We start from the raw sequence: 24,716 nt of genomic DNA, 5'->3' as shown, positions 1-24,716 counted from the left end.
CCCCTCATATACGTCCCTGCGTCCGGGGTGTTACTTGGGCGCGAGCACGATTTCGATTCGCCGGTTGAGCGAACGATTCTCCGGCGAGTCGTTCGCGGCGATGGGCTGGTACTGGCCATAACCCGCCGCGGACAGCGTCGTGGGGTCCACGCCGGCGTCCTGGAGGCTGCGCACCACCGCCATGGCGCGCGCCAGGCTCAGCTCCCAGTTGGTGGGGAACTGCCCGCCGCCGGTGGGCACGTCGTCCGTGTGGCCCTCCACGCGGACAATCTTGCCCTGCACCGTCTTGAGGGCGTCGGCGATCTTCGCCAGGGCCTCCTCGCCCTCCTTGCCCACGCGCGCGGAGCCGGACGCGAAGAGAATCTTGTCCTTGAGCTGGACGGTCATCTTCCCCTTCAGCTCGGACAGCTGAATCTTCCCGTCGGAAATCTCCTGCTTGAGGCTCTGTGCGAGGTTCTCGTACTCGGAGCTCTTCTTCTCCAGCTCCGCCTTCGCCTGGGCCAGCTGCTTGCTGTTGCGGGCCAGCTCGTCGTTGAGGGCCTGGAGCTGCGCGAGCTGCTCCTGCAGGGAGCGGCGCTCCGCGGCCGCGGCGCCCAGGCGCGACTCGGCGGTGGTGAGCCGGGCGGTGAGCGCGTCCCGCTCCGCCTCCAGCGCCTTCACCTTCTCCTCGGCGGCCGCACGCGCGCCCTTCTCGTCATTGAGCCCCTTGGCGAGCTGCTCCGCCTCCAGCGTCTTGGCTTCGAACTTCCCCTTCGAGACGCAGCCCGTGGAGAGCGCGACGAGAGCCGCCAGAACCAGCCGTGTCCGCATATGTACGTGTCCTCCCGACAGCAGTGAGTGCGCCGCCAGACTACCGCCAGCGACGGCCCGGGTCAGGAAGAACCTCTACATTATTTTGAACGCAAACGACTGCCCGCCTGCCGGACACCCTCCCGGGCTCAGCGGGGGAAGATGGGGTGGGCGTCCAGCCACACGGAGAAGAGGGCGTCGGCGAAGCCCTTGCCGGGGATGAAGGCCCCGCCGCTGGCGCCGCCGCCAATCTCCAGCCCGGAGCCGGGCAGGTAGGTGATGACGAGGTCCTCGCCCTTCCGGACATCCTTGAGCGACGACAGCATGACGCTCAGGTGGTCGGCCATGGGCCCCTGTCGCAGGTCCGGGTTCTTCTGGAGGCCGTCGCGCAGGCTGCCCACGAGCTGCTCGCGGCTGATGTTGCGCAGGAAGCGGAAGTGGAGGCGCTTGACGGAGTTGGAGGAGATGGCCTCGGACGCGCTGCGCGGCTGGTTCTCCAGGTAGAGGCTCCACACGTAGACCTTGAAGAACAGGCGCTTCTGCAGCTGCATGTGCGCAAGGGCAATCCTGCGCCCCTGCAGCGTCAGCGTGTCCGGCATGTCGACGCCGCCCACCTGCTTTTCGCCCGCTCGGGCCGTGCCCACGGCGAGCACCATGCCGAGCACGAGCCACCGCGCACCTGTGCGCCACGCTTGAGTTCTCATGCGTCCGACCCCCGAACCCCTCTCAATCCGGTACCGCGAACGGTGCACACGGACGCTCCGGACCGCCACCGTCTGAAACCCGGGGGCTGTGCGGCAGTGGACGGGGACCACGGGTGGTGAAGCGCGGCACACCTCGGGTGCCAGGACGGTGAACACACCCAACTCCCGTAACACGGCGGGGCGACATCCAGGACACCTGTGCGCAACGGAGAGGGCCTCGCGCCTCCGGGTGCTGGAGTGGTGTTGAAAACATCCAGCAGCCCAGTGCACAAGGCGCGCGCGGCGGCCCCCGCGGCGCACTCCCTGTGCCACGAGCCGCCCGCACATCCGGGAGAGGGAATGCTTCGCACGTTACTGGCAGTCACCCTGGCGCTGGCCGTGGGCTGCGTCACGCAGGAGGAGCCCGCGCCGTCCGCGCCGGCGCCCGTGGAGACGGAAGACCGGGCCCCCGCGCGGACCGAGGCGGCGCCGCTGAAGGAGCAGGTGTCCCGCCTCAACGCCCGGCTGCGCCGGGGCGCGGCGGACGTCACGCCCCTGCTGGGCGAGCGCGCCGAGGCCCTGGCCGCGCTGATGGACGTGGACGCGGGCGCCGCCCTGGCGCTGGCCCTGCCGGAGTCGGTGCGCGCGAGCCTGGCGCGCAAGCACCCCGCGGCCGCGCGGCACCTGGAGGAGCGCGGCGCCTTCGAAGGCGAGCTGGAGGTCCTCGTCGCGGACAGCCCCGCGCGGACCGAGGTGCGCACGGAGCACTTCCTGCGCGTGGGGGGTGAGCGGCTCCAGGTGCGCTTCGCGCGCGCGGCGCCCGGGGCGCTGCACAGCGGACTGCGCCTGCGCGTGTCGGGCCTGAAGCTGGGGGCGCGGCTGGCGGCGGAGGATGCGCAGGTGGTGCCGGTGCGCTCGGCGCTCTCCGCCACGTCGGCGTGCACCTCCACGGGGGACCAGCGCACGCTCGTCATCCTGGCCACCTTCCCGGGGCAGCCGCAGGCACTCACCGTGGAGCAGGTGCGGGAGGTGTTCTTCTCCAGCACGCAGCGCTCGCTGACGCGCTTCTGGAGCGAGACGTCCCAGGGTCGCACCACCGCCAGCGGCGACGTGGTGGGCTGGTACACGCTGGACCGGGGGTACTCGTGCGACGAGTCGCACGAGATGCGCATCGCCGCCATCGCCGCCGCCGACGCGGACGTGGACTTCCGCCAGTATGACCGCGTCTTCATCGTCCACCCGGAGGCGGACGGCACGAGCTGCTACTACGGCGGCCTGGGCACGCTGGCGTGCGGCACGCAGCAAACGCAGGACGGCCCCATCACCGCCTCCACGTCGTGGCTGCGCGCCGAGTACATGAGCCCCAATGACCAGGGCGTGGAGCTGGTGACGCACGAGGCGGGCCACAACCTCACCCTGCACCACGCCAGCTCGCGCGACTTCGGCGCGGAGGCGCTGGGCCCCGTGGGCGTCACGGGCAGCCTCACCGAGTACGGAGACCTGTTCTCCACCATGGGCAGCTGGAACCTGGGCCAGTACGCCGCGCCCCACAAGGTGCGCATCGGCTGGCTGGAGCCGGGCGCGGTGGCCACGGTGGACGGCACCGACGGCACCTTCACGCTGTCCCCGCTGTCCGCGCCGCTGGGCAGCGGCGTGCAGGCGCTGAAGGTGCGCCGCGGCTTCCACGGCGACGGCTGGCTGTGGCTGGAGGCCCGCCGCCCCGTGGGCGACTACGACGTCACCCTGCCCTCGCAGGTGTTCGGCGGCGCCGTCATCCACTACGAGGACCCGTACACCAGCAGCCACACGCACCTGCTGGACTTCACCCCGGAGACGCCCTCGTGGCTGGACCCGGCGCTCCTGCCCGGCGCCACGTGGACGGACCCGTACACCAACCTGCGGCTGACGGTGGACGGCGCCACGCCCGCGGGCGTCACCGTGAGCGTCCACTACGAGCCGGTGCCGTGCGTGCGCGCGCCGCCGACGGTGGAGCTCGACACCTGGTACGAGTACGCCGTGCCGGGCTGGCAGGTGGAGAGCGGCCTCACCCTCACCAACAACGACACGGTGGGCTGCCCCGCTTCCACCTTCGCCTTCCAGTCCTCGCTGCCCGCGGGCTGGCCCACGTCGGAGCTTCCCGCCAGCATCCTCCTGGCGCCCGGCAAGCAGCGCTTCCTCTCCTTCTCCAAGCAGGTGCCGGAAGGCACGCCGTACGCCACGTACACGGTGGACGTCACCGTCTCGCGGGACGGGGAGGGCCTCACCGCCGAGGACACGTTGGACGTGATTGCGCCGTGCCAGCCGGCGCCCCTCGAGGTGCGCTTCGACCGGCAGTCGCAGGTCGTCACCGCCGGAGACACCGCCGCCTTCGGCGTCACCCTCATCAACCGCGACTCGCGCGCCTGCGGCTGGGTGTACTTCGAGCCCGCGTCCACGCTGCCCCAGGGCTGGGCCACCGAGTATGAGCAGTTCGGCTTCGACATCGAGGCGGGCGGCTCCTTCGCGCTGAACATGTACAAGGCGGTGCCCGCGGACGCGCAGGGCACGTATGACGTGGACGTGCAGGTGCTCCGCGACGGCTACACGGTGGACGCCACCGCCACCGCCACGGTGACGGTGAACCCGTGCGTGCGCACGGCGCCTGCGTTCACCGCGCTGCCCGCGACGGTGGACGTGGAGCCCGGCGGCTCGGCGAGCTACACGCTGTCGCTCACCAACCACGACCCGGCGTCGTGCGGTGCGTCCACCTTCACGCTGGATTTGACCGACACCGACCCCTGGGCGTCCGTCCTCTCCGCGCCGTCGCTCACCGTGGAGCCCGGAGGTACGGCGACCGCCACGCTGACCGTCACGGCGCCCGTCAATGCGGGCAGCGGCAGCCGCTACTTCGAGCTGGGCGTGCTGCGCGACGCCACCTTCGTCGGTGGCGCGGAGCTGGAAGCACGCGTGGTGTGCCGGCGCAATGCGCCCGCCGTGAGCTTCACGCCGGCCACGGGCACCGTGGAGGCGGGCAAGCCTCTCACCTTCACCATGAAGGTGACGAACACCGACAACAGCGCGTGCTCCGCGAGCAGCTTCACGGTGGGCGCCACGGTGCCCACGGGCTGGACGTACGGCTTCGCGCAGCCGGCCCTCACGCTGGCTGCCGGGACGAGCGGCACGGTGGGCCTCACCGTGACTCCGCCGGTGACGGCGGCGGGCCGGTCCACGCTCAGCGCGCTTGCTTCACACCCGGGGGCGAGCACGACGACGGGCACCTTCACGGTGGACGTCACCCCGCCGCCGCTCAAGGCCACGCTGTCCGTGCCGGCCACCAGCTACAAGCGAAACAGCGCGGTGCCCCTCACCACCACCGTGACGCGAGGCACCCTCGCCGCGCAGGCCGGCGTGCGCTTCAGCGTCAGCCGGCCGGATGGCCTCACCGAGGTGCACACGGTGTCCACGGCCTCCAACGGCAAGGCCACGTGGAGCTACACGGCGCGCGTGCGCGGCACCCACAGCGTGACGGCCACGGCCACGTCGGGCACGGAGACGGCCACCAGCAACACGGTGAGCTTCTCGGTGCAGTGAGGCACCGCGCCACCTGGCGCGCCTTCCGGGCCGCGCGGACCCACGCGTCCGCGCGGACCCGGATGTCTCACCTGACCTGTTTCTCAGTTTATCATGCGATGTCAGACCTGAGCCTATCGTGCTTCGCGCAGCACCTTTCACCGAGAGGAGCAGGCGTGAAGAACCATGGGTTGAAGTCCCTGACGGGGGTCCTGACGGCGCTGGTCATGACGGGCTGTGGCGGCACGACGGCACCGGATGCGGCGCGCACGGGGCAGGGCGCTTCACGGAGCGAGGCACGGGCCGGCGCTCCAGAGCGGAAGGTCATTCCGAACCGGTACATCGTCGTCCTGAAGGATGCGCCGTCGGACGGCGTGCACGCGGAGGCCGTGCGGGCGGACGCCTCGGAGGTAGCGGCGGACCTCGCGAAGCGGCACGGCGCGAAGGTGGGGCACGTCTACCGGAATGCGCTGCGCGGCTTCGTGGCGGAGCTGGATGACGCGAAGGTGGAGCAGCTGCGCGCCGACCCGCGCGTGGAGTCCGTCGAGCAGGACACGGTGGTGGAGGCCGCGAGCCAGCAACTGAATGCGCCGTGGGGCCTGGACCGCATCGACCAGGCGAACCTGCCGCTCGACGGCAGCTACACCCACACCTCCACTGGCAAGGGCGTGCACGTCTACGTCATCGACTCCGGCCTGCGCATCACCCACCAGGAGCTGCAGGGCCGGGCCACGTCCGACTACAACATCGTCTCCGACGGCAACTTCGGTGACTGCTACGGCCACGGCACCAGGGTGGCGGCCATCGTGGGCGGCAGCACGTACGGCGTGGCCAAGGGTGTGTCGCTGCACTCGGTGCGCGTGCTGAACTGCAATGGCGGAGGCCTCGCCTCGGACGTCATCGCCGGCGTGGACTGGGTGACGGCCAACCGCATCCGTCCCGCCGTGGCCACGATGAGCTTCACCACGGCGGCCTCCAATGCGCTGGACCGCGCCGTGCGCCAGTCCTCCAGCGCGGGCGTGGTCTACGCGGTGGCGGCCGGCAACGGCACGGCCGACGCATGCACCACCTCGCCCGCCCACGCGCCGGAGGCCATCACCGTGTCGGCCACCACCAGCGCCGACGCACGGCTGGCCAACGCCAACTTCGGCTCGTGCGTGGACCTCTTCGCCCCGGGCGAGCACACGCCCACCGCGCAGGGCGGCGGGGATGACTCCGTCACCCACTTCGGCAGCGGCACCTCCCTGGCCGCGGCTCACGTCGCGGGCGTGGCCGCTCGCTACCTGCAGGCCAACCCCACCGCCTCGCCGGCCACCGTCGCGAGCGCGCTGACGGCGGGCGCCATCACCGGCAAGGTGACGAATGCGGGCACCGGCTCGCCCAACCGGCTCGTCAACACCGCGTTCCTGGCGGCCGTGGGCGATACCGTCGCGCCCCAGGCGCAGCTGGGCGGCCCGGCCGCGGGCAGCACGCTGCAGGGCACGGTGAACATCCCCGCCATCACCAGCGACAACGTGGGCGTGCAGCGGGCGGAGCTGTGGGTGAACGGCAGCCTGCGGCAGGCCGACACCGCCGCGCCGTTCGAGTTCACCTATGACACCCTCGTCGACGGCAACGGCCCGGTGACGCTGGAGACGCGCGCGTATGACGCCGCGTTCAACGGAGGCCGGAGCACGCCGGTAGCCTTCACGGTGAACACGCCGGGCTCCGCGAACTTCGACCCGGTGCGCGGCGTGCCCACCTGCGTGGGCGTGGGCCCCCTCTGCGACACGGGCACCCGCATCGCCGGGAGCGGCGTCAGCACCGAGCCCCACTCGCCCAACACGCTGTTCGGCAGCTGCGGGGGCGACACCAATGGCTACTACCACGAGGACGAGTCCATCGAGCGCATCCGCGTCTACACCACCGACGGCAGCCCGCTCGCGCCGGGCAAGACGGTGCGAGTGGACGTGTTCGCGTGGAACCACAGCCTCAACCAGTCCTATCCGAAGGGCTTCTACTGGGGCTGGTGGGATGACGGGGTGGAGATCCTCCACGCCGCCGACGCGAACAACCCCGTGTGGACGTACGTGAGCGACCACTACGCCGCGGGCCCCGGCCCCAACACCTACTCCGCCACGTTCGTGCTCCCCCAGGGCGGCGTGCAGGCCATCCGCGCCATCATCGGGAACTTCGGCTTGGAGGGCATGTACGACGTTGCGTGCCCGGATGACTACTACCGCGAGGATGTGGACGACATGGCGTTCGAGGTGGGCAGCGCGACGCCGTAGCGCGGTGTGAAGAAAGGCCGGGCCCCGTTGCTCGGGGTCCGGCCTGTCGTTCCGTGGGGCTCACCCACCCAGCGGTTCCAGCAGCGCCGCTCGGCCTCCGTCACCCGGGGACGGCGCAGCGCTACGGAGGCGGACCTCGCGCTACGGCTTCGCGGCCGCCGTGCGCTCCAGCAGCGCGCCCGCCCAGGTGAGCCCGCTGCCCACGACGCTCAGGACGACTGCGTCGCCCAGCGACGCATCATCCCAGTGCTCGCTGAGCACGCCCGGCGCTCCGGCCGAGCCCGTGTTCCCTCGCGCCTGCACGTTGTACTTATGGCGCGCGTCAGGCACCTCGCAGCGGCGCTGCACCGACTCCAGCATGCGCAGGTTCGCCTGGTGTCCGATGAAGGTGACGTCCCCCTGCCCCTTCGCCGGGTGCTTCGCCAGGTAGCGCCCGCGCAAATCCTGGAACGTCTCCCCCGTGCGGCGGATGGCGAACTTCTGCACCTCGCCGCCCTGCTGGGTGAAGTGGCCCACGCGGGGCACGCGCACCTTGTCCGCGCCCGCCGGGTCTCCCGCGAGCAGCGTCTCCGTCACCTGCCAGCGCCCCGGAATCCTCGGGGACAGAATCGCCGCCGACGCGCCGTCACCCCACAGCACCGCGCTGGAGCGGTCCGTGTAGTCCACCACGCGCGTGGAGTTGTCCATGTTCACCACCAGCACGTAGTCCGGCAGACGCTCCGGCCGCATGCCCGTGAGGAAGTGGAGCTGCATGCAGAACGAGGAGCACGCGCTCTGCAGGTCCACCGCCGGCGCGTCGATGCCCAGGAGCTGCGCCACGCGGTTGGACTCGGCTGGAATGCACTCGTCCGGGCTGCACCCGCCCGCCACCACCAGGCCAATGTCCGACGGCTTCAGCCCCGCCCGCTCCAGCGCCATCAGCGCCGCCCGCCGCCCCGTCTCCGCGTTGCTGAAGAGGGCCGCCTCCTGCGCCGCGCGCACGTCGCGGTTGCGCGTCTCGCGCAGGTAGTCCAGCGGCAGCACCGTGTGCCGCGTCCGGATTCCCACCCGCTCCAGAATCCACGCGTCGTTCGTCTCGAGGCCGAGCTCCTCGAAGAAGGCATTCGTCAGGAGGTTGGGCGGGTGGAAGTGACCGAGCGAGTGCAGGTACATGTGAAACCCTCTAACCACCCACACTGACAATTCTTTGTCAGCCTCATGTCACGGCCCTGCCGCGACGGGGGGCAGTCGGCCATGCGAGCAGGACACCGCGGCGCGGCACCGTCACGACAACGCAACACGTCATTCCCCGTCAGGCCGTGACGGTCCTCCGCCGCACGCCACCCGGGAGGGCGGGCACGGCCTGGCCGGAAAGGCAGACGGATGCCCCCGTGCCTAGGGCACCGAGGACGTCAGGTGCATCTTCATCTCGCCCTCCCCCTGCACCGTCATGCCCTGCTTGCGCAGCGTCTCCGTCACCGCCATCTGCGCGGGGCCGGTGAGGGAGAACTCGAGCACGCGGGCCCCTTCCGCCAGCACGGACAGCTTCCCCTCCAGCGGAACCGTCATGACCACGGGCGAGTCCGCCTGCTCGAGGGTCATCGTCGTCGACACACTGAAGATGCCCACGGGGCCCTTCGCGTCCTGGGTGATTTCGGCGAGCCGGACGCGCGTCCCACGGAAGCGCGTGGCCGGGTCTTCGGTCTGGAGGACTTCCTCGGTGAGGACCCTGGCGAAGCGGTCCAGGCTGTCCCCCACGCGGATGGGCTTGTCGGGAAGCGCCGCCTCCAGCGGGTCCGGCTTGCCCAGGTCCGGGAGGTTCTCCTTCACGGCGGCCAGCTCCTCCCTGGACACCGGCTTGCCCGCCTCGTCCGTCACCACCAGACGCCCCTTGGTCTTCCCGGCGACGTACGTCCTGCCGCTGACCGGGCTGGGCTTCCGCTCCTTCCTGCCGCCCTCCTCCGTCTCGTCGAACGTGTCCCCGTAGGCCACCTTCACCCGGTCCACGATGCCCTTGCGCGCGGCGAGCACCGTCATGGTGAAGCGGCTGGACGCCGTGCTCGACACGTTCATCGGCTGGGGGTCCAGCTCCGGCCCGCCCAGCTCGAAGGCCAGCCGCAGCATCACCTGCATGTCCACCGTGTCCACGTCACCGACCGCGGACTGCCGCTTCTTCAGCTGGAGGGACTGTTCCTTCCGCGCGCCCTCGGCCTGGGCTCCGACCACGGACGGCGCGAGCAGCAGTCCCACGGCGACGATGAATGACGAGACGCGGTGCATGTCAGGCTCTCCCTTTGGAGGCCATCCTTCCACGGGTCCGTGGCGTGGGGCTGGGGATTCCAGTTTCGCCAGGCGGTACACCACCGCGACCCGCCAGGGTGAAATCGAGCAGTGGCGCGGGGCGTTGTAGAGTCCCGCGCATGAGCGCCTCCGCCGCGTCCCGGGTCCACTTCCGTACCTGCAATCTCTGCGAGGCCATGTGCGGCCTGCGCATCGAGCTGGAGGGGGAGCGCATCACCTCCATCCGCGGCGACGAGGAGGACCCGTTCAGCCGCGGCCACATCTGCCCCAAGGCGCTGGCCCTCCAGGACCTGCACGAGGACCCGGACCGGCTGCGCCACCCCATGCGCCGCACCGCGAGCGGCTGGGAGCAGGTGTCCTGGGAGGACGCGCTGGACGAGGTGGCCCGCCGCCTCCACGCCATCCAGAAGGAGCACGGCCGCGACGCGGTGGGCGCGTACCTGGGCAACCCCAACGTCCACAACCTGGGCAGCATCATGTTCGCGCCCGAGCTGCTGCGCACGCTCCGCTCGCGCAACCGCTTCTCCGCCACGTCGGTGGATCAGCTCCCGCACCAGCTCGTCGCGTACCTCATGTTCGGCCACCAGCTCCTGGTGCCCATCCCCGACATCGACCGCACCCGGTACATGCTGGTGATGGGCGCCAACCCGCTGGCCTCCAACGGCAGCCTGATGACGGCCCCGGACGTGCGCACCCGCCTGCGCGCGATTCAGCAGCGCGGCGGTCGCGTCGTCGTCGTCGACCCGCGCCGCACTGAAACAGCCCGCATCGCCGACGCACACGTCTTCATCCGCCCCGGCACCGACGCGCTCCTGCTGCTCGCCCTGCTGCACGTGGCCGTCGTGGAGAACGCGCCGCACCCCGGGCACCTCGCCGCGCACGTGGACGGCCTGGACGCCGTGCGCGAGCTGGCCCGTGACTTCACGCCCGAGCGCGTGGCCCCGCACACCGGCGTGTCGGCGGACAGGGTGCGCGGAATCGCCCGGGACTTCCTCGCCGCGGAAGGCGCCGTCTGCTACGGCCGCATGGGCCTGTCCACGCAGCCGTTCGGCTCGCTGTGCCAGTGGCTCATCAACGTCCTCAACACGGTGACGGGCAACCTGGACCGCGAGGGCGGCGCCATGTTCACCCTGCCCGCCTTCGACATCGTCGGCGGCCCCAAGGCGCTGGGCCTGGGGCGCGGCAGCATCGGCCGCTGGAAGAGCCGCGTGCGCGGGCTGCCCGAGTTCGGCGGCGAGCTGCCCGTCGCCGCGCTCGCGGAGGAAATCCTCACCCCGGGCGAGGGCCGCATCCGCGCGCTCGTCACGCTCGCGGGCAACCCCGTGCTGTCCACCCCCAACGGCGCGCAGCTGGACCGCGCGCTGGCCGGGCTGGACTTCATGGTGAGCATCGACCCGTACCTCAACGAGACGACGCGCCACGCGCACCTCATCCTCCCGCCCGTGTCGCCGCTGGAGCGCAGCCACTACGACATCGCCTTCCACGTGCTCGCGGTGCGCAACACGGCGAAGTACTCGCCCGCCCTCTTCGAGCCCGGGCCCGACGCGCGCCACGACTGGCAGATTCTCCTCGCGCTCCAGCACCGGCTGGAGGTGCTGCGCAAGGGCCGCAAGTCGCTGCGCGCCACGCTGAAGCACCAGGCGCTGTCCCGCCTGGGCCCGGAGCGGCTCTTGGACCTGGGCCTGCGGCTGGGCCCCCACGGCGCCCGCTTCCACCCGCTGAAGCAGGGCCTGTCCCTGGCGAAGCTGCGCGAGGCGCCGCACGGTGTGGACCTGGGCCCGCTCGAGCCCTGCCTCCCCCACCGCCTCCAGACGAAGGACCACCGCATCCACCTGGCCCCGGAGCTGCTGGTGGCGGACGTGAAGCGGCTGCGCGAGCGCTTCCTCGACGCCGCGACGCCGGAAGTGCACAGCGGAGAGCTGCTCCTCATCGGCCGGCGCCACCTGCGCGACAACAACTCCTGGCTGCACAACGTGCCCGGGCTGGTGAAGGGCAAGCCGCGCTGCACGCTGATGGTGCACCCGGAGGACGCGACGCGGCTGGGCCTCACCGACGGCGAGGACGTCACCATCACCTCCCGCGTGGGCGAGGTGACGGTGCCCGTCGCGGTGACGGACGACGTGATGCCCGGCGTGGTGAGCCTGCCGCACGGCTACGGGCACGGGCGCCAGGGCACGCGGCTCAAGGTCGCCACGGGAAGCGCGGGCGCCAGCATCAACGACCTCACGGATGACCGGGCGCTGGACGCGCTCAGCGGCAACGCCGCCTTCAGCGGCACGCCGGTGCGGGTGAAGCGGACCGGGTCGCCCGCGCTCGCCACACCAGCGGCGTGAGCGCGCCCGCGGCGACGAAGAGCAGCTGCACCACGTGCCCGAGCAGCGCCACCGACATGGCGCGCGCGGCCGTGGTGTCCAGCACGCCCGCCGCGAGCGCGAAGGCACCGTCGCTCACCCCCACCTGCCCCGGCACCAGCGAGCCCACCGCCAGCGCGCACAGGTAGAGGCCCTGGGAGAACAGGGCCTGCACCACCGAGGTGTCGATGCCCACCGCGTGCGTCAGCACCGCGTACTGGCACACCTGGAGCACCCGGCTGCCCAGGAAGGCCAGCGTGGGACGGCAGGGCAGCAGCGCGCCGCACCGCGCGGAGGCCTGGAACTGCTCCGCGTGCGAGGCCCACCGGTGGAAGCGCCGCGCCATCCACGCCCCGGGCCGCTTCGCGCGCATGCACGCGCGCACGCCCGCCGACAGCAGCACCAGCACCACGCCGTGCACCAGCATGGCCACCGTGAAAATCGAGAAGCCCGTCAAGAGGTACGACGCCACGGCGCACGGGAAGGAGATGAAGCCGCCCGCCGCCAGGGACGCGGACTGCGAGGTGGCCGCCGCCGCGGTGGCGCTGGCGCCGCCCATGTGGGGCGCGAGGAGGGCCGCCTTGGTGGCCTCCGCCGCCGCGCGGCCCGCGGGGGCCATGCTGGACACCGCCGTGCCGATGAGCTGCGCACGCGCCAGCACGGAGAGGGGGACCTTCTCGGCGGCCGCCCCGTACGAGAAGCGCGTCGCCAGCGCGTCCATGCACTGGCGGCCCAGCTCCAGCAGCACCACGCAGGGCAGCCAGGCCGCGGCGTCCGACAGCACCGCGGCCAGCTCACGGGGGCCCGCCTTGCGCACCAGCAGCGCCAGCATCCCCAGCCCGGCCAGCGCGAAGAGGGGACGTAGGAATCCCGTCATCCGCCGGCGCCAGGTCCCGGGCAGCGCGGGCACCGGCATCGCGGCACTCATCGGCTGGCCCAGGGACATCTCCCCCTGCGCGTCGCTCACCCTCGCCCCCTCTTCGCCGTCCCACCCACCGTTGGGCCAGAAATGAAGGTGGGCAGCGTGATCGCCGCCGGGGAGGGCGGACTGTTCGAAGGCGTCCGCTGCCTGCCCTGCCCGTTCGAGGGTGGACACCCGGGCCTGTCCCACATGGCCCTGGCGGACCTCTTCCCACACGGCCCTCGCGGGCCAGGGACTCCACACACGGCCCCGGAGAGCGAGGCCCACCGGCGGACATCGCCCGCCTGCACGCTCGGCTCCCGCTCGCAAGGCCGCTAGGGTGGGCCCGGTTTTCCCCCTCGGACTACGGAGCAACGCATGAAAGCAGTGCGGTTCTCGACCTTCGGTCATCCCCTGAAGGTGGCGGAGGTGGTGGAGGAGCCGGACGCGGCGCTGAAGCCCGGCGAGGCGCGGCTGGAGGTGCTGGCCACCCCCATCAACCCCTCCGACCTGCTCACCCTCACCGGCCAGTACGGCCAGCTCCCCAAGCTGCCCGCCACCCCCGGCAACGAGGGCGTGGGCCGGGTGGTGGAGGTAAAGGACTCCACCGCCGTGCGCGTGGGGGACGTCGTGTTCCTTCCCCTGGGCGCGGGCACCTGGCGCACCCACCTCACCGCGCCCGCGGAGGCGCTGACGCCCGTGCCCCCGGGCACCGACGTGCTGCAGGCGTCGATGATGTTCGTCAACCCGCCCACCGCGGACATCATGCTGCGGCACTTCGTCACCCTGCAGCCCGGGGACTGGGTGCTGCAGAACGCCGCCAACTCGGCGGTGGGGCGCTACGTCATCTCCCTGGCGAAGCTGGCCGGGTACAAGACGGTGAACGTGGTGCGCCGCGAGGAGCTGGCGGCGGAGCTCACGGCGCTGGGCGCGGACGCCGTGCTGGTGGACTCCGACAACCTGCCCGAGCGCGTGCGCGAGGTGACGGGCGGCGCGAAGGTGCGGCTGGCCCTCGACGGCGTGGGCGGCGACGCCACGATGCACCTGGGCGACTCGCTCGCCACGGGCGGCACGGTGGTGAACTACGGCGTCATGAGCGGCAAGGGGCCGAAGCTGTCCGCGGCGGCCACCATCTTCAAGGACATCACCCTGCGCGGCTTCTGGCTGGTGCTGTGGATGAAGCGCACCCCGCGCGACGAGCAGCGCGCCCTCTTCACCCGGCTGGCGGGGCTGGTGGCCAACGGCACCCTGAAGACGGCGGTGGAGGGCACCTTCACGCTGGACGACATCAAGGACGCGCTGGCGAGGGCCATGGAGGGCGGCCGCGGCGGCAAGGTGTTGCTCACCCCCAACGGAAAGGTCTGAGTCATGAAGCGAGTCGAAGGAAAGGTGGCACTGGTGACGGGCGCCGCGGGCGGGCTGGGCAGCGCGGCGGCGCGGATGCTGGCGCGCGAGGGCGCGAAGGTGGTGGTGACGGACCGCAAGGAGCGCGAGCAGGACGGGCTCGCGCTCGTCGCGTCCCTGGGCGAGGGCGTGGGCCTCTTCCTCCCGCTGGACGTCACGAAGGAAGCGGACTGGACGAGCGCCATGGAGCGCACGCTGGCGCACTTCGGCCGGCTGGACGTGCTGGTCAACAACGCCGGCATGGGCATCCCCAAGGACATCGAGTCCATCTCCCTGGAGGAGTGGCGCATCGTCCACTCCGTCAACCTGGACGGCGTGTTCCTGGGCTGCAAGCACGCCATCAAGGCCATGCGTCAGTGCGGGGCGAAGGGCTCCATCATCAACGTGTCCTCGGTGGCGGGCCTGTTGGGCGTGCCCACCCTCATCGCGTATGGCTCGGCCAAGGGCGCGGTGCGCATGCTGAGCAAGTCGGTGGCCATGCACTGCGCGCACAAGGGCTACGGCATCCGCTGCAACTCCATCCACCCCACGTTCATCGAGACGGACATGGTGGACGCGCTGGCGAAGAGCAGCGGTGACGCGGCCAAGGCCCGCGCCAACATGGCGCGCACCATCCCCCTGGGCCACCTGGGCGAGCCGGACGACTTCGCCTACGCCGTCGTCTACCTCGCCTCGGACGAGTCGAAGCTGATGACGGGCTCGGAGTTCGTCCTCGACGGAGGCGCCACCGCGCAGTGACGCCGTCTGGAGCGGCGGCGCCCCTGGACGCCGCCGCCCTCCCCTTCCCGACGCCGGCTGGACATCCTCGCGCCGTTTCATTAAACACGTTCATTGAACGTGTCCAACGAACACAGGAAACAGCCCGGCGTGCGGGCGACGCAGAAGGAAGCCACCGCCAAGGCGGTGCTGGAGGCGGCGCGGGAGGAGTTCGAGCGCGTCGGCTTCGAGGCGGCCAACCTGCGCGCCATCGCGGCGCGGGCGGGCGTGTCCGCGGGGACGGTCATCCACCACCACGGCGACAAGCGGGAGTTGCTCCACGCGGCGCTGTTCGATGACCTGGACGAGACGCTGCGGCGCGCGCTCTCCGGGCTCGGCCCGGGGCCGCTGGAGTCCCAGCTCTCCGCGTTGACGCGCGCCGTATTCGCCTACTACCAGCGGCGGCCGAAGCTCTCGCGCACCCTGCTCAAGGAGTCGCTCTTCGCGGACGCGCCCTGGGCCGGGAGGTTCACCGCGCAGGCGGGCATGGTGCACGGCGCGCTCGCGAAGCTGGCCACCGAGGCGGCCGCCCGGGGCGAGCTGCGCGCCGACGTGGACGGCGCGCTGTTCGCCGCCGCGTACCTCTCCTTCTTCTACTTCGCCCTCATCGCCTGGGTGCAGGGCGCGCCCGTCGCTCCCGTGGCGATGGTGGAGCACCTGGTCCTCCAGCACCTGGAGGGCCTCCGTCCCACGAAGAAGCCCTCCCGGAGGAAGGCCCGATGAAGTCCGTGTTCCGAGGCGAGCAGGCCAGGGGCGTGCTCCTGAAGTGGTACGAGCATTTCCGCAACCGCCTGAAGGTGCCCACCGAGAGCCGCACGGTGCCGACGCGCTTCGGCGACACCCACGTGCTCGTCGGCGGGCCGGAGGCCGGCCCCAACGTGGTGGTGCTCCACGGGGCGCTCGCCAGCTCCGCGCACGTGCTCCACGAGCTGGCGCCGCTCATGGAGCGCTTCCGCGTCCACGCGGTGGACATCGTCGGGCAGTCGGTGAAGAGCGCGGACGCGCGGCCCTCGGTGTCCAACAACGAGTACGGCGCGTGGCTGACGGACGTGCTCGACGGACTGTCACTCCAGCGCACGCACGTGGTGGGCGTGAGCTGGGGTGGCTTCGTGGCCATCCGACTCGCGGCGTCCGCGCCCGAGCGCATCGAGCGGCTCGCCCTCCTCGTCCCCGCGGGCGTGGTGAATGGCTCGCATTGGGACGGGCTCACCAAGGTGGGCCTGCCGGTGATGCTCTACCGCATGTTCCCCTCGGAGCGGCGCCTGGAGGCGTTCACCCGGCACCTGCTCACCACCCGGGATGACGACTGGATGCCCTACCTGGGCGACGCCTTCCGCTCCTTCAACATGGACATGCGGGTGCCGGCGCTCGCGAAGCCGGAGGAGCTCTCCCGGCTGAAGGCGCCCACGCTGGTGCTGGGCGCGGACCTGGACGTGAGCTTCCCGGGCCAGAAGCTGCTCGCCCGCGCGCCCCAGCTGTTTCCCACCCTGGTCGACCAGGAGCTCATCAAGGACTGCCTCCACTGCCCGCCGACGACGGACGCCTTCCGGCGCTGGCTGTCGGAGCGCATCAGCGGCTTCCTGCTCGCGAGCTGACGCGCAGGCCCGCTAGTCCTTCATCACCTGGGCGGCCCTCAAGAGGCGCACCATCTCCTCCGCGCCGGGGGTCTTCTTCTCCACCAGCGCGCGCAGCCGCGCGGCCACCTGCGGGGTGAGCGACTCCATCAGCGCCTGCTGGAGCGCCTCCCGGTCGTGGGCCGGGCTCTCCAGCGCCGGCCCGAGCAGCTCCACGGCCCGCCGGTCCTTCAGCCGCAGCAACGCCGCCGTGGCATCCGCGCGGGCGCGCGGGCACTTGCGCGCGAGCTGGTACGCCGTGTCCGCCGCTTCCCGCCCCTTCACGAAGCCGAGCAACTGCAGGCCCGCGCCGCCAGCGGTGTCCCGGCAGAACACGGACTCGAGGATGGCCGCCTTCGCCTGCGGGTGGCCCTGCCGCGCCGCTGCCTCCAGCTCCTCCTCCTGGACGAAGGCGTGCTCCACCTTGAAGGTCACCTTCACCGGGACGGTGAAGCCCGCGTTGACGAGCCTCGCCGCCAGCCGGTTGCGCTGGTCCTCGGGGTAGCGCTCCAGGTCCTTCGCCGCGCGCGCCCCGGCCGCCTGCCGGCTGCCCACGGCAATCCACTGCTCGGTGGCCACCGGCATCAGCAGCTCCGGCACGTACCGGCCGCGCTCGGCCACCGCTTCGTACAGCGCCACCGCGCAGCCCGGAGCCACCTCCAGCGACTCGCCCGGCCCGGCACGCACCGGCACGCGCAGCTCGTCGTTGGAGCGGGACCAGCCATTCGTGGTCGCCGTGCCCGCCGCCAGCATCTCCACCCACCGCGGCTCGAGCTGTGCGGGCTCCTGGCACGTCTTCGCGTCCCGCAGCATCCGGGCCCGCTCGGACAGCGCCTTCAGCGGCTCACCCAGCGACGCCACCTTCTCGGCCTGCCGCATCACCGTGCACTGCACGAACGACTCCGCCCAGAGCACGAGCCAGGGCTCCTTCTCCTGGGAAAGCCGCTCCACGGCGCCGGGCAGGGCGTCGGGTACGCCGTCCGCGGCCAGCAGCGCCAGGGCGCGGTCGAACGGCTCCGCCGACGCCTGGGCGCGCTGGCGCAGCTCCGGGGACTGCACCAGCAGCTTGAGGGCCAGCTTCGAGGTCTTCTCCGGCAGCCGGGACTGCCCCGCCTGCGCGTGCATGCTCATCATGTGGATGGCGAACATGGGGCAGGGCCGCGGGCCGGCGGCCAGCGCCAGCGCGCGCTCCTCGCCGCTCACCCGCGCCAGCTTCACCAGCACGTCGTACGCGGCGGCGCCGCCCTTCAGCAGCGTGGCCTCCGCCGCCTCGCCCTTGCCCGGCTTGTCCAGCGTGTACGCGGCCTGCCACAGCGCGGCGTCATCCGCGGCACGCGCCGCGCCCGCGAGCACGAGGAAGGCGACGAGGAACATGAAGCGGTGCATGGAACCTCCGGGGGCGTCCGATGACGCGGCGACATCGTACACCCGGGTGCGCGGCACCCCGCTGGCATTGGCACGTTTCAAGTGATTTACAAGGAATCCACACCTTCATCCCGTGGCACGGCGGCGATGAACCTCCGGGAGAGCACCATGTTCTGGAAGTCCCCTTCGCTTCGGCGAGCCCTCGCCACCGTCCTGTGCACGTCGGCCGTCATCGGCTGCGAGCCGCCGCCTTCCGAGCCCGACGTCGGTGACGCGGACCTGGGTACAGCCCAGGCCGGCATCCGGTCCGCGTCCGCGACGCTGGGTGGCAAGGTGGTGTGGGCGCACTTCAACAACCCGCCCGCGTACAGCGGCCGGGACTACACCATCACCGACGAGCTGAAGCGGCTCATCAACGAGGTGCCGGCGGGCGGCACCATCCGCGGCGCCATCCACTCGCTGAGCATCGACGGGGTCGCGGATGCGCTGCTCGCGGCGCAGAACACGCGCGGCGTCACGGTGTACCTGGTGCTGGACGGGAAGAACGCGCCGTCCACGGACCCGGCGGTGAACACCATCCGGCAGGTCGCCAACACCCGCTTCTGCACCAACTCGAGCGGGGGCGGCGGCTGCATCGGCACGAGCGCCGCCGGCAACATGCACACGAAGATGTTCACGTTCAGCTCTACCAGGGACCCCAGCGGGGTGCTGCGCCCCTACGTGTCCTGGTTCGGCTCGGCGAACCTGACGTACGCGAGCGGCACGGACGCGTTCAACAACACCCTCACCGTGTACGACGCCGTCACGCTGTACGACGGGCTCAACGCCAACCACTCCGACATGTGGAACCGGCGCCACTACGCCAACAACGACTACTACGACTCGGCGAGCGGCCGGGGCTACTACCTGGCGAACCCGGCGGACGCGTATGCCTCGCCCGAGGCGCCGGGCCAGACGGACACCATCGTCACGCGGCTGAATGACGTCACGCCGGACTCGAGCTGCCGGGTGCGCATCGGCATGTCCTTCGTCACCACCGGGCGGCCTGAGCTGCTGGCGCAAATCAAGCGCATGAAGGCCGGCGGCTGCGCGGTGTGGATGGTGGTGAGCGGCAACGCGACGGACGGCATCGACATGTCGCAGTCCGTCTACAACGAGCTGCTCGACGCGGGCGTTTCCATCCGCCGCCGCGACAAGGTGCACGACAAGTTCTTCCTCGTGTACGGCAAGTACGGCTCCAGCTACGCGTACCGCGTCTACTCGGGCTCGCAGAACTGGTCCCAGGACGCGCTCAGCGAGAACGAGGAGATCTTCGTGAAGATGGCTCCGGAGACGGGCTCCGTGCACCCGATGTACGACGCGTATTACACGCACTTCAACGACGCCTATAACGGCGGCGTCACGTGCACGCGGAGCAACTACCCCTGCCGCTGAGGCGGCAGCCCGGGCTCCTCGCCATGCCTTTCCCGCGCCGCTCCGTGGGTACCGCCGCGCTGCCGCTGTTCAGGGCCCGCGCGCACACGGAGCGGTCGCCGGAGGAGTGCTGGCGCCACGTGCGTTCCGTCGCCCTGCCCTCCGTCACGCGCCAACACGCCGATACATGAGGTCGGTGCGGAGCGCGTATTTGCGGCCTTCGGTGACCTCCGCGCCTTCGTGAAGCAGATGGTGATTGAAGAGCAGGGCGGTGCCCGTGCTCGGCGTCACGGAGCGCTCGAGGTCGAAGAAGTTCGTCGCGCCTCCCTTCCGGCAGTCATTCAAGTAGACCATGAAGGTCAGCAGGCTTCGCTCATCCCGGTGGCGCACGAAGGCCCCGTCGAAGTGCGGAGCGAAGTACTGGCCCGCGTCATAGCGATAGCAGCGAAGTCGCTCGTTCGCCCCGCACACCTCCCAGTCGCGCTCGAGCCGGCGCGGCACGTGTGGCGCGATGCGCTCGAACAACATCGTCGCCATCGCGACGTCGTCGAACATCACCCGGGTGTTGTTGCGAATGTCGGGGCGCATCACGAAGCCCGACGACGTGGTGATGGGGGCCGCCGTCGGTCCTTCTCTCTCGATGCGCTCAATCAGCGCGTGGCACTCCTCGGCGCTGAGCAGGTGGTCCACGGTGATGAGGAGCGGGTTGCGCGTGTCGAGCTCCTCATCGGGATTCGGCAGGAGGGGCGTCATGGGGACCTCCGACGGCTCTGTCCCGTCACAGCGTGAAGTTCACCACCACGTCCACGGTGCCGGTGGCGCCCGTGGACTCCAGGGGCAGCAGGTGGGCCTGCATGGTGCCCTGGAAGCGGTACGACACCACGGTGCCGCTGTCGATGTAGTCCTCCACCTTCGTGAAGGTCAGCGTGCAGCTCCCGCGCAGGGATACTCCCGCCCGCGGGTCCTCGTAGTACGGATACCAGGCCTTGCCGCCGTCGCGGACCGTCACGGCGCAGTCCACCTGGGAGGTGGGGCCGACGAAGTCCCCCACGAAGGGACGGCCATCCGCGCTCGGGCGGACCTGCACCAGGGGCCTGGAGCCCGTCTCCATGTCCAGGGTGAGGCTGAAGTCGTCCGTCGTCTGCCTGTAGGTGAGCGACGCGTCCGCGCACGTGGGCGTTCCCGTCACCGCGCCCGAGACGGTGACGTTGCAGTCCGCCTTGAGCAGCGGCTCATCCTCCACCAGGGCCCCGCCCGCCCCTCCGCAGCCCATGAGCAGCGCCGTGCTCAACCACGTCAGTCCAGGGATTCTTCGCATACGAGTCTCCGTCGCCAGCAACGTGCGCTGAAGATTACCCCGGCCTCACAGCCGCTGGAACATCACGTGCAGTCCCACCAGGCCATGCCTCGGGTGGGAAAAAGCCTCGGGGACGGTGCCGATGATTCGGAAGCCAAGCGACTGCCACAGCCGCACGGCCGCCGTGTTCGTCTCCACCACCGCGTTGAACTGGATGCCGTGGTAGCCCGCCGCCCGCGCCCAGCCGAGCACGTACTCACCCAGGGCTCGGCCCACGCCGCGCCCGTGGTGCGCCGGGTCGACCATGAAGCTCGCCGTCGCGATGTGCGCGCCCCGGCCCGGCCGGTTCGGCCCCATCTTCGCGGAGCCGAGAATCGTATCGCCCTCGACGGCGACCACCGTCAACCCTGGCGGGTGCTCCATCCACAGCGAGCGGGCCTCCTCCAGCGAGAGCCCCTCCGGATAGGCGTACGTCTCCCCTGCCGCGACGATGGTGGAGAAGAAGGGATGGATGCGGGGCCAGTCCCGCGCTTCGGCCGTCCGGATGTCCATGGCGTTCCTCAAGTCAGCTCGCGCAGGCTCGCTTCCTCGACGCGTGTCGAAAGCCCAGGGCTCAGTACCCCACGTGCAGGCATCCAGGAGACAGCGCCTTCTCCAGTCGCTTCATCTCCGGCTCGGGGACGCGGTCCAGCGCCAGCTTGAACTGCTTGAGCCGGGCGAGCGGCGCGAGTCCCCCTGGCAGCGCGGACAGCTCTCCCTGGAAGAAGCCGGCGTGCGTCAGCTTCGGCAGCCTCCCGAGCCCGTCCACCAGGAGCTGAACCCGGCCCGGCGTCGTCTTGAAGAAGCGCCAGAACCAGAGCTTCTTCAGCCGCGGCAGCCGGGTCAGCACCTCGGGGAAGCCCTCCAGCGCCATCGCGTCGAGGTACAACTCCTCCAGCGACTCCAGCTCGCCGAACGCCTCCGGGAGATGGTGGAGGTTATTGCAGTACCGCAGGCTCAGCTTCTTCAGAGCGGGGAGCCGGCACAGCTCCACGGGGAGCGTCGTCAGCAGCAGGCTCTCCAGGCTGAGGCTCTTCAGCGCGCGCAGCTCGCCGATGCGCGGGGAGATTTCCGCGATGTCGTTGGTGTCCAGCGTGAGGCTCTCCAGCCCGGTGAGGGAGAAGACCTCCTCGGGAATGGCCTTCAGCTCCTTCTGTGCGAGCCCCAGTCGCGTCGCCTTCTCGCCCCGCGCCGCCTTCTCCTTCACGGCGGCGATGGCCTTCTCCACGGGACCGAGCCGGGTGTCCGCCAGCAGGGGCTGCCCCGCGCGCAGCTTCGCGAGGAGCCCCTTCCGGTCCACCGTCGAGTCGGTGACGTCGCCCTCGTCCTCGTCCTCCACGGTGAAGGCCCCCGGCAGGAGCGCCTCGTGCGGCTCCAGCCTCTTGCGGGGCTTCTCCGTCGCGGTGAGCTTGTCGCCCACGAGCACGTCCACGTCCAGCGGGCCGTGCACCTGGAGGTGGTGGTGCTGCTCGACGAGGGTGTGTGCCTGCAGCCCTCCGCCGACACAGAAGACGTCATCTCCGAACGAGTCGCCGAAGAGCAGCCCCCGAATCCGGACGTTGCCCGCGATGAACATGGCGGAGAACGTCGCCACGTTCTCCACCTCCAGGTCTCCCAGCACCACCAGGAGGGTGTGGTCCGCATTGTGGCCGTCCTCGAGCAGCCCCTTCAGCCGGACGCTGCCAGAGACGACGAGCGGCCGGGGGCCAACGACGAGCGAGTCGGCCTCCAGGTCTCCCTCGTGGAAGAGGACGCCCTGCTGGGTGATGCCCTTCCACCAGGAGGCCAGCTCCCGCCGCCACCCGGGCGTCCCCGCTGCCTCCACGTGGGCCCACACCTCTCGAGCGGAGGCTTCCCGCCCCCAGTCCTGCATCGCCGCCATGGCCCGGTGCTCCCTTCCGGGAGCCATCACGCCATGGAACCGCCGCGAGGAACAGCTCAGCGAACGCGGACGACGAGCTTGCCGAAGGGCCCGCGGTCCAGGTGCTCCAGCGCCTTCGGGAACTCCGCGAGCGGATACACGGTGTCGACGACCGGCTTCAGCGCGAGCGCGTCCACCGCGCGCACCAGCTCCTCCAGGCCGCGCCGGTGCCCGACGAAGATGCCCTGGATGATGCCATGTCGTTGCATCAGTGGCACGGTGGGGAAGCGCACGTCGAAGCCCTCGAACACGCCGATGAGGGAGATGCGTCCCCCCGGCGCCAGCGCCTTCGCCGAGCGCCCGAGGTTGTCGCCCCCGGCCAGCTCCAGGATGTGGTCCGCGCCCTGCCCTCCGGTGAGCTCCAGCACCGCCGCGTCCCAGTCGGGCGTGTGGCCCCGGTGCAGGCCATGCGCCGCGCCCAGCGCCTTCGCGCGGACGAGCTTGCCCTCGTCGCCGGAGAGCACGATGACCTTCGCCCCCATGGCGGAGGCGAGCTGCACCGCGAACAGCGACACCCCGCCCGTGCCCTGCGTCACCACCGTCTGTCCCGGCAGCGGCGCGCCCGAGCCCATCAGCGCCGTCCACGCGGTGAGCCCCGCGCAGGGCAGCGTGCTCGCCTGCACGTCATCCACCGTCGTGGGTGAGGCGACCAGCCAGCCCTCCGGCATGGCCACGTACTCGGCCAGCACGCCGGGGGCGGAGGCGCCCAGGCTGCGCATCTGCCGGGGCGGCGGCCCGTCCACCCAGTCCGTCTGGAAGTTGGCGAGAACTCGCGCACCCTCCTGGAAGCGCCGCGCGCCCGCGCCGGTGGCGACGACTTCACCGGCCATGTCGGACGTCGGGACGAGGGGGCCCGTCATGCCCGCATAGCCGCCGCCATCCAGCAGGAGCTTCTCGCGGTAGTTGAGGGAGACGGCCGAGACGCGCACCAGCACCTCGCCCGCGCCCGGCTTCGGAATCGCCACGTCCGCCAGCCTCAGGTGCTGCCGGCCGGGCTGCTCCAACCGCCACTGCTTCATCGTGCCGCTCATCGTCCGCTCCGGTTCATGCGTGAAAGCCGCACGCCGGATATAGAGGCGCGTCCCCGTCTCCAGTGGCGACACTTCGTCGACTCACTGCGGACAGGGAGGCACCAATCGGAGCAGCGCCATGACGGACCGACTCAGCGGAGTGCTCACCTTCGTCCAGGCCGTGGAGGCCGGCAGCTTCGCGCTCGCCGCCGAGCGCATGGGCCTGTCGCGCTCGGCCATCGGCAAGAGCATTGCCCGGCTGGAGGAGCGGCTGGACACGCGCCTGTTCCAGCGCACCACGCGCCGCCAGAGCCTCACCGACGACGGGCAGGCCTTCTACGAGCGCTGCGTGCGCGCGCTGGCGGAGCTGGAGGCCGCCGAGGCCGCGCTGGACTCCGGCCGCCGCGCCCCCACCGGCCGCCTGCGCGTCAGCATGCCCGTGCTGTTCGGCCGGCACTGCGCGGCGCCGCTGCTGTGGGAGCTGACGCGCGAGCACCCGGGACTGGAGGTGGAAGTCTCCTTCAGCGACCGCGTGGTGGACCTCATCGAGGAGGGCTACGACCTGGCCGTCCGCGTCGCGCCGCTCGCCGACACCGCCAACCTGACGGCGCGCCGGCTGGGAGTGCAGGAGATGGTGGTGTGCGCCTCACCGGCGTACCTCGCAAAGCACGGCAGCCCCCGGACGCTGGACGACCTGGCGCGGCACGAGGCCGTCGTCTACGGCCGCAACGGCGTGTCCAAGCAGTGGGGGTTCCCGGACGGCCAGGGCGGCCTGAGGCAGGTGGCCGTGCCGTCGCGCCTGCGCCTCGACGACCTGGAGACCATCGCCGACGCCGCCGTGCAGGGCGCCGGATTGGCGTGGCTGCCGTGCTGGCTCGTCGGGGAGCGCCTGCGCAAGAAGCAGCTCACCCTGGTGCTCCGCGACGTGCCCCGCTACGGCAACGAAATCTTCGCGGTGTGGCCGCAGAACAAGCACCTGCCGTCGAAGGTGCGCACCGCCATCGACGTGCTGGCGGCGCACATCCCCGGGCGGCTGAGCACGGTCCACCGTCCACGGCGCCGCGGGTAGCGCTCC

General features: G+C 71.2%; 20 protein-coding genes. 9 read left to right on the top strand and 11 right to left on the bottom strand.

The window, feature by feature from the left end; genetic code table 11:
* Positions 1-30: 30 nt before the first annotated feature.
* Together ACX9TP_RS05645 and ACX9TP_RS05640 are read right to left on the bottom strand one after the other, a co-directional pair.
* Positions 31-810 carry an OmpA/MotB family protein gene (locus tag ACX9TP_RS05645; protein ID WP_482978687.1) on the bottom strand — a complete coding sequence of 260 codons (780 nt, stop codon included), beginning with the start codon at positions 808-810 and terminating at the stop codon, positions 31-33.
* Between the two features lie 128 nt (positions 811-938).
* Positions 939-1,493: a chalcone isomerase family protein gene (locus ACX9TP_RS05640; protein ID WP_482978686.1), complete on the bottom strand. Its 555-nt coding sequence runs from the start codon at positions 1,491-1,493 to the stop codon at positions 939-941.
* Between the two features lie 339 nt (positions 1,494-1,832).
* On the opposite strand from ACX9TP_RS05640, the gene ACX9TP_RS05635 reads away from it, so the two are divergent.
* Together ACX9TP_RS05635 and ACX9TP_RS05630 are read left to right on the top strand one after the other, a co-directional pair.
* Positions 1,833-5,042: a hypothetical protein gene (locus tag ACX9TP_RS05635; RefSeq protein WP_482978685.1), complete on the top strand. Its 3,210-nt coding sequence runs from the start codon at positions 1,833-1,835 to the stop codon at positions 5,040-5,042.
* 155 nt (positions 5,043-5,197) lie between these two features.
* Positions 5,198-7,291 carry a S8 family serine peptidase gene (locus ACX9TP_RS05630; RefSeq protein WP_482978684.1) on the top strand — a complete coding sequence of 698 codons (2,094 nt, stop codon included), beginning with the start codon at positions 5,198-5,200 and terminating at the stop codon, positions 7,289-7,291.
* A 141-nt stretch (positions 7,292-7,432) separates the two neighbouring features.
* Here the strand turns inward: ACX9TP_RS05630 and ACX9TP_RS05625 are convergent, their stop codons facing one another.
* Positions 7,433-8,443 carry a 3-oxoacyl-ACP synthase III family protein gene (locus ACX9TP_RS05625; RefSeq protein ID WP_482978683.1) on the bottom strand — a complete coding sequence of 337 codons (1,011 nt, stop codon included), beginning with the start codon at positions 8,441-8,443 and terminating at the stop codon, positions 7,433-7,435.
* 222 nt (positions 8,444-8,665) lie between these two features.
* The gene (locus tag ACX9TP_RS05620; RefSeq protein WP_482978682.1) at positions 8,666-9,550 is read right to left on the bottom strand and encodes a hypothetical protein; all 885 of its coding nucleotides are present in this window, start codon (positions 9,548-9,550) and stop codon (positions 8,666-8,668) included.
* Between the two features lie 140 nt (positions 9,551-9,690).
* Here ACX9TP_RS05620 and ACX9TP_RS05615 point away from each other — a divergent pair, with 140 nt between their 5' ends.
* Entirely contained in the window at positions 9,691-11,904 is a 2,214-nt protein-coding gene (locus tag ACX9TP_RS05615; RefSeq protein ID WP_482978681.1) for a molybdopterin oxidoreductase family protein, read from the top strand.
* Here the strand turns inward: ACX9TP_RS05615 and ACX9TP_RS05610 are convergent.
* Positions 11,840-12,889, bottom strand: a complete 1,050-nt coding sequence (locus ACX9TP_RS05610) for a lysylphosphatidylglycerol synthase domain-containing protein (RefSeq protein ID WP_482978680.1) — start codon at positions 12,887-12,889, stop codon at positions 11,840-11,842. The two genes, ACX9TP_RS05615 and ACX9TP_RS05610, sit on opposite strands and share 65 nt — an antisense overlap.
* A gap of 312 nt (positions 12,890-13,201) precedes the next feature.
* Between ACX9TP_RS05610 and ACX9TP_RS05605 the strand changes: the two genes are divergently transcribed.
* The 4 genes from ACX9TP_RS05605 to ACX9TP_RS05590 all read left to right on the top strand — a co-directional run bounded on the left by ACX9TP_RS05605 (position 13,202) and on the right by ACX9TP_RS05590 (position 16,578).
* Positions 13,202-14,188 carry a zinc-dependent alcohol dehydrogenase family protein gene (locus tag ACX9TP_RS05605; RefSeq protein ID WP_482978679.1) on the top strand — a complete coding sequence of 329 codons (987 nt, stop codon included), beginning with the start codon at positions 13,202-13,204 and terminating at the stop codon, positions 14,186-14,188.
* A gap of 3 nt (positions 14,189-14,191) precedes the next feature.
* Positions 14,192-14,965, top strand: coding sequence for a glucose 1-dehydrogenase (locus ACX9TP_RS05600; protein ID WP_482978678.1), 774 nt, complete (start codon positions 14,192-14,194; stop codon positions 14,963-14,965).
* Positions 14,966-15,094: 129 nt separating this feature from the next.
* Entirely contained in the window at positions 15,095-15,706 is a 612-nt protein-coding gene (locus tag ACX9TP_RS05595) for a TetR/AcrR family transcriptional regulator (protein WP_482978677.1), read from the top strand.
* A complete protein-coding gene (locus tag ACX9TP_RS05590; protein WP_482978676.1) occupies positions 15,703-16,578 on the top strand; it encodes an alpha/beta fold hydrolase in 876 nt (291 codons plus the stop codon). Before ACX9TP_RS05595 ends, ACX9TP_RS05590 begins: the two co-directional genes overlap by 4 nt.
* Before the next feature lie 12 nt (positions 16,579-16,590).
* Here ACX9TP_RS05590 and ACX9TP_RS05585 read toward each other — a convergent pair whose 3' ends face one another.
* Complete coding sequence (locus tag ACX9TP_RS05585; protein WP_482978675.1) at positions 16,591-17,982, bottom strand: hypothetical protein; 1,392 nt, start codon at positions 17,980-17,982, stop codon at positions 16,591-16,593.
* 147 nt (positions 17,983-18,129) lie between these two features.
* On the opposite strand from ACX9TP_RS05585, the gene ACX9TP_RS05580 reads away from it, so the two are divergent.
* Positions 18,130-19,395: a phospholipase D-like domain-containing protein gene (locus tag ACX9TP_RS05580; RefSeq protein ID WP_482978674.1), complete on the top strand. Its 1,266-nt coding sequence runs from the start codon at positions 18,130-18,132 to the stop codon at positions 19,393-19,395.
* 144 nt (positions 19,396-19,539) lie between these two features.
* Here ACX9TP_RS05580 and ACX9TP_RS05575 read toward each other — a convergent pair whose 3' ends face one another.
* The 5 genes from ACX9TP_RS05575 to ACX9TP_RS05555 all read right to left on the bottom strand — a co-directional run bounded on the left by ACX9TP_RS05575 (position 19,540) and on the right by ACX9TP_RS05555 (position 23,662).
* Entirely contained in the window at positions 19,540-20,127 is a 588-nt protein-coding gene (locus tag ACX9TP_RS05575) for a prolyl hydroxylase family protein (RefSeq protein ID WP_482978673.1), read from the bottom strand.
* Between the two features lie 25 nt (positions 20,128-20,152).
* Positions 20,153-20,692, bottom strand: coding sequence for a hypothetical protein (locus ACX9TP_RS05570; protein WP_482978672.1), 540 nt, complete (start codon positions 20,690-20,692; stop codon positions 20,153-20,155).
* Positions 20,693-20,737: 45 nt separating this feature from the next.
* Positions 20,738-21,223 carry a GNAT family N-acetyltransferase gene (locus ACX9TP_RS05565; RefSeq protein WP_482978671.1) on the bottom strand — a complete coding sequence of 162 codons (486 nt, stop codon included), beginning with the start codon at positions 21,221-21,223 and terminating at the stop codon, positions 20,738-20,740.
* A 61-nt stretch (positions 21,224-21,284) separates the two neighbouring features.
* Positions 21,285-22,592 (bottom strand): leucine-rich repeat domain-containing protein, encoded by a 1,308-nt coding sequence (locus ACX9TP_RS05560; RefSeq protein ID WP_482978670.1) that lies wholly within the window; start codon positions 22,590-22,592, stop codon positions 21,285-21,287.
* A gap of 56 nt (positions 22,593-22,648) precedes the next feature.
* The gene (locus ACX9TP_RS05555) at positions 22,649-23,662 is read right to left on the bottom strand and encodes a zinc-dependent alcohol dehydrogenase family protein (RefSeq protein WP_482978669.1); all 1,014 of its coding nucleotides are present in this window, start codon (positions 23,660-23,662) and stop codon (positions 22,649-22,651) included.
* A gap of 118 nt (positions 23,663-23,780) precedes the next feature.
* Here ACX9TP_RS05555 and ACX9TP_RS05550 point away from each other — a divergent pair, with 118 nt between their 5' ends.
* The gene (locus tag ACX9TP_RS05550) at positions 23,781-24,710 is read left to right on the top strand and encodes a LysR family transcriptional regulator (RefSeq protein ID WP_482978668.1); all 930 of its coding nucleotides are present in this window, start codon (positions 23,781-23,783) and stop codon (positions 24,708-24,710) included.
* Positions 24,711-24,716: the final 6 nt, after the last annotated feature.

This window comes from Pyxidicoccus sp. M15 (assembly GCF_056858435.1).
This window is presented reverse-complemented; position numbering and strand designations above follow the sequence as displayed.

Bases quoted from the DNA above. Each gene is read 5' to 3' on its own strand.
- ACX9TP_RS05645 (WP_482978687.1), bottom strand. From the start codon at position 810: ATGCGGACACGGCTGGTTCTGGCGGCTCTCGTCGCGCTCTCCACGGGC.
- ACX9TP_RS05640 (WP_482978686.1), bottom strand. From the start codon at position 1,493: ATGAGAACTCAAGCGTGGCGCACAGGTGCGCGGTGGCTCGTGCTCGGC.
- ACX9TP_RS05635 (WP_482978685.1), top strand. From the start codon at position 1,833: ATGCTTCGCACGTTACTGGCAGTCACCCTGGCGCTGGCCGTGGGCTGC.
- ACX9TP_RS05625 (WP_482978683.1), bottom strand. From the start codon at position 8,443: ATGTACCTGCACTCGCTCGGTCACTTCCACCCGCCCAACCTCCTGACG.
- ACX9TP_RS05620 (WP_482978682.1), bottom strand. From the start codon at position 9,550: ATGCACCGCGTCTCGTCATTCATCGTCGCCGTGGGACTGCTGCTCGCG.
- ACX9TP_RS05615 (WP_482978681.1), top strand. From the start codon at position 9,691: ATGAGCGCCTCCGCCGCGTCCCGGGTCCACTTCCGTACCTGCAATCTC.
- ACX9TP_RS05605 (WP_482978679.1), top strand. From the start codon at position 13,202: ATGAAAGCAGTGCGGTTCTCGACCTTCGGTCATCCCCTGAAGGTGGCG.
- ACX9TP_RS05600 (WP_482978678.1), top strand. From the start codon at position 14,192: ATGAAGCGAGTCGAAGGAAAGGTGGCACTGGTGACGGGCGCCGCGGGC.
- ACX9TP_RS05590 (WP_482978676.1), top strand. From the start codon at position 15,703: ATGAAGTCCGTGTTCCGAGGCGAGCAGGCCAGGGGCGTGCTCCTGAAG.
- ACX9TP_RS05585 (WP_482978675.1), bottom strand. From the start codon at position 17,982: ATGCACCGCTTCATGTTCCTCGTCGCCTTCCTCGTGCTCGCGGGCGCG.
- ACX9TP_RS05580 (WP_482978674.1), top strand. From the start codon at position 18,130: ATGTTCTGGAAGTCCCCTTCGCTTCGGCGAGCCCTCGCCACCGTCCTG.
- ACX9TP_RS05575 (WP_482978673.1), bottom strand. From the start codon at position 20,127: ATGACGCCCCTCCTGCCGAATCCCGATGAGGAGCTCGACACGCGCAAC.
- ACX9TP_RS05570 (WP_482978672.1), bottom strand. From the start codon at position 20,692: ATGCGAAGAATCCCTGGACTGACGTGGTTGAGCACGGCGCTGCTCATG.
- ACX9TP_RS05565 (WP_482978671.1), bottom strand. From the start codon at position 21,223: ATGGACATCCGGACGGCCGAAGCGCGGGACTGGCCCCGCATCCATCCC.
- ACX9TP_RS05560 (WP_482978670.1), bottom strand. From the start codon at position 22,592: ATGGCGGCGATGCAGGACTGGGGGCGGGAAGCCTCCGCTCGAGAGGTG.
- ACX9TP_RS05555 (WP_482978669.1), bottom strand. From the start codon at position 23,662: ATGAGCGGCACGATGAAGCAGTGGCGGTTGGAGCAGCCCGGCCGGCAG.
- ACX9TP_RS05550 (WP_482978668.1), top strand. From the start codon at position 23,781: ATGACGGACCGACTCAGCGGAGTGCTCACCTTCGTCCAGGCCGTGGAG.